The following is a 4,250-nucleotide window of genomic DNA, read 5'->3' as shown; positions in this document are numbered from 1 at the left end:
GACAGGAAACTGGATACTAATTTTATAGCGTGCAATATCGAATTACCAATAAAAATGATTCGTTTAGTATCCATTTTCTTGTCCTAAAACAATGATAGGAATAGAAGTATCTACTATCTTGTATAAAAAGTTTCCATTTTCTTGTCTTTCTACAATGTCGTTGTACAATAGGAGGGGAGCTTAACCTACAATCCTTCCAAGTGTTCGTTAAATTCCGATTTAACGTAAACAACAATTGTAGGAATCTAAAATTTTCATTTATCTAATCTAACAAGAGAGAGTTTTTATATACCAATTAGATTAGAATTTAAACTATGTATTTTTTATATAATAAAATTAAAGATGAAATGAATAATACATAACATTTATAACCACTACAGCAGGGAAAATAATAAAAGTTCAGCAATTTTGCATTGCTGAACTTTTATTATTTATTTTTTCCTATTCTGCCTAAGCTATCTTTAATAGTTGTTTCTCCAAGCTGTGTGTATAATAAGGCCGTATCTTGGCTGGTATGCCCAAGTTGCTGCATCACTTGTAAYGAGTCTTTTTCCTCCATATATAATTTATTTGCCAGTGTATGTCTTAATTTATGAGGAGACATTTTTTTACCATAAGCCTTAGTATATTTTTCTACTATATCTTGGATAGCCCTAACCGAAAGAGGCTGTGCAGTATGTTTATACTTCGATAGAAACACATTTTTTAATTCCTTCCCTGGAGTATATTTGTTATTTCTAATTTCCATATACTTTTCAAGATCATTCAATGCAATTGGGGTAATCCATACAGAATCTTCTTTGTTTCCTTTTCGTATTACATCAATTAGTCTTTCTTTTAAGTTTATATCTTCCATACGAAGATCGGCCAATTCACTTACACGAATACCACTACCAAGAAAGAGAGAGAGAATAGCTACATCACGATCTTTATCTCTTAGGAAATAGAACAATTGATGTTTTGTTAAAGCTTTTTCATGTTCAAACTTAACATAATTTAAAAATTCTTGATCGTCATCATTATGGAATATTTTAGATCTCATACGCTTCGCACGGGCGTTTAATGTTTCTTTATCTTTATGTATTTCAATTTTAGCCATTACATTTCTATAAAAATAGCATTCTCCATCTTCATCTTCTGAAAGGGAAGTAAGATACTTAAATAAAGATTTTAAAGCTGAAATTTTTCTGTTAACAGAGGAATTTTGCATGTTTTGTTGTAGTTTTAGAAATCTCATAAAGTTCTCAATATCTTTTTTCCTTAAATTCTCCAAATCAGAGAAGGATATGTCTTTAATGGACTTAAATTCAATAATTTGTTCAGATAATAGCCAATTAAAGAAGACTCTAAAATCATATACATAATTCAGTAGGGTGGAGGGAGAGGCATCATGCAATTCCTTGTACTCCACAAATTCTTCTATGTAAAATGGCATTTCATTTAAATTTTCGTATAATTTCTTACGATGTACGGATTTTTGACGTTGTTTGCTGTAATCCATAAAAATCACCTCATATATACTATAACAGAAAAATGATACGAACACAAGTTCGCGTTAAATTCAATTTTTACACAGACTTATTTACATAATTAAATTATGGATTACTAAAATGCGTGCAAAAATAAATAGGTGATATTGTAATTGTTCTAGTATTAATTATAGAGAACCAAACTATAAATTTGTATTACGCTATAAAAACAGGTGAAAAATCTACATATAACTGTATATACAATGAAATTGATTAAATATATACAGAGCACATTAAAAATTGTTTACAGAGCGTTATAAAATGTGAATTGCTTAAATTAATTATAGTTAATCAGGTCAACGTAAGATAAACTTGTGTAAATTAATATGTAATTGTTTATATAGATTCTTTATGTGTAAATCGGCATTTGATTATTATTATATAACTTCAAAGCAATACACTAAAATTCATGGATATAGGCTCGAAATCCCTAGATGCTATATTATATTTTTAAAAGACTCTCTTATTGTTCGTAAAATTGGTATTTCGTGCGAAGTTGTAGARTGTTTRTTTTTCCCCCTTTTTATAATTCTTTTATGTTCATCCAACAAAATGCATCATGCACCTTTCATCAGTATGAATATCTTTTAGTTGCAGATACATTCACCTATACATTTTARTATTGATTACATGGTTACTTATAGGGTATAGCTAGCATATAAATACATGTTAAAAAAATTTCAATGCAATACGGGTAACTTTAACCACTTAAGACTAAATAGGTTGTGCTTTACCCAAAACTTAATTGTTTTTATATTGAAAAAGAATGTTTCCTATAGTCCTGGAAAAAGTATTCTTTATTGTACTTTGTTTATGTGAACATACAGTGATTTTTAATTCTAATACAGATTTTAAAATATAACTTCGCAATTTCYCCTTCCGTCTCAATAAGATAAGAATTCTTTTCATTTTGAGACGGATTTTACTCCTTTTTTTCAAACATCTATAATATCTCTTATGTAAACTAAATATAAGTAAGTAAACAATTTTTCTTTTTGAATGCGCTTCCGTGTTTTCTATTGTGGTAATCCACACAGATTGTTTCTAGATTATCTATATCTAATACAAGTGTTGAATGATGTTCGAGTTCTTTTATATGATGGATAACGAGTTGCATCTTCTTATGCTTCTGTTGTTTGGCTTTGTATTCATTCATAAAGCTTCCCCCTCCAACTAAGCAATATCAAATGTTAGAATGATAATCCATAAAGGTGTTAAACAAGTGATAAATACTAATGATACAAAACAAGCAGTCTTTTCTATCACATTATTAGATCCCTTCAGTCTATTMATTGGACTTAGAAACGTGAATAAACTTTGACCAATTTTGTTTTTCCACTCGTGGTTAGTATTGTGTCTTCTATTTTTAGCAAATGGCTTGATAATCGCCCAGATAATTATAAACACCGTAAAAAACGCTATAACTAACTCCAATAGGTCGCGCTCCCTTCAGGATAACTAACTGGTACGTTGGCATTTTTTGCATACTTAATAAATAGCAAAAAAAGCAAGTCTGCTGGAACAGGCTTGCTTTCTGATAGAGCTCTGACAACTCAAAAACCATTTCTCTATATTATTTAAAAATAGTAATTTATGAAAATTATTGCACTCACTTAATAGAGAAATTAAAGTCATGAACTCTTACATAAATATTTTAATGATTACTATAATCAATCATAAGAATTAAAACAACGCTATATAACACTAATTGAATTATTTTTAATGTACGTAATTTCATAATGCATCCCTTAAGGTACTGAATCAAAATATCCACTTAATTAACGAAGGTTGTATTTTTTACTTTCCAGTCTTCAAGTTTAATGCTAACCCAAAAACCATAGATACCTAGTGTAATAACTGTTAGAAGTAGCCATTTAATCCAGTTACCAAACAAGCCAACTGCTGAACCGTTAAATTTCATTCTATGCCCATCAACCACAGTATGGTTAATTTTCCAACCATAAACCATACACAACGCCCACGGATAGCAAATACCAAGCGTGAACACTGTAATAAGCGCTCCCAAGATACTCCAACCAATGAAGCTTAAAAGTCCACCATCAAAGAAAGACTGACGCCCCCATTTTGATTCTGGTCCATAGTTACTTCCTGCATTAACGTTTATGTTAATATTTTCTGCCATAAAACACACTCCTTTGCCAGTTTATCGTGATTAGCGCACGTATTTTATTCAATATAACCTTACATATTTTAGCACAAAAATGTTACTCCCATAAATTTTTTAAACGTTTAGTTATTTCATTTATACCAATAAACTCAAAAACTCCACTCAATACCGCTACGGTCTAAGAAAACAGCTAGAATAATAGCTTTGATTCTGTTTCTCTCTTTGCTAGATATATTAAGCAATTCATTTATTTCTTCCCACTTAAATTTCATTTTACTATAGAAGACATACGTTTCAGACAAATAAAAAACGAGTTTTACATACAACTCGTTTTTTATACCTTACCTTACTTTACTCATTCAAATATTAGCACGAGGTTCCTCTAACTCTCCCTTATTTCTCCAGTTAAATAAACTTTCAGACTTAGTCTGCTGCCCTGGTTTCACAAACAACATGGCCTCCATTGCAATAGCGGCCAGAATGGCAGCTACGAGGTTCTGGTGGAAAAACTTCAAAATATCTAAAAAAAGTCTTTCAGACTTGGACATACTGATACTATTACTCTAAAAAAGGATGTGATTGGTATGGAAAAG

The 4,250-nt window shown here is 30.3% G+C and carries 2 protein-coding genes and 1 pseudogene; all 3 read right to left on the bottom strand.

The window, feature by feature from the left end; translation table 11 throughout:
* Nucleotides 1–427: 427 nt before the first annotated feature.
* The gene (gene xerS / locus AC1DJR_RS19260; protein ID WP_429688936.1) at nucleotides 428–1,501 is read right to left on the bottom strand and encodes a tyrosine recombinase XerS; all 1,074 of its coding nucleotides are present in this window, start codon (nucleotides 1,499–1,501) and stop codon (nucleotides 428–430) included.
* Nucleotides 1,502–2,493: 992 nt separating this feature from the next.
* Nucleotides 2,494–2,682 (bottom strand): annotated as a pseudogene (locus AC1DJR_RS19255) (HNH endonuclease); the annotation flags it as partial.
* Nucleotides 2,683–3,303: 621 nt separating this feature from the next.
* Nucleotides 3,304–3,672 (bottom strand): DUF898 family protein, encoded by a 369-nt coding sequence (locus AC1DJR_RS19250; RefSeq protein ID WP_002035452.1) that lies wholly within the window; start codon nucleotides 3,670–3,672, stop codon nucleotides 3,304–3,306.
* Nucleotides 3,673–4,250: the final 578 nt, after the last annotated feature.

The sequence above is a fragment of the Bacillus sp. 05T31 genome (assembly GCF_056396725.1).
The sequence above is the reverse complement of the archived record's forward strand: the minus strand, read 5'-3'. Positions and strand labels throughout refer to the sequence as shown.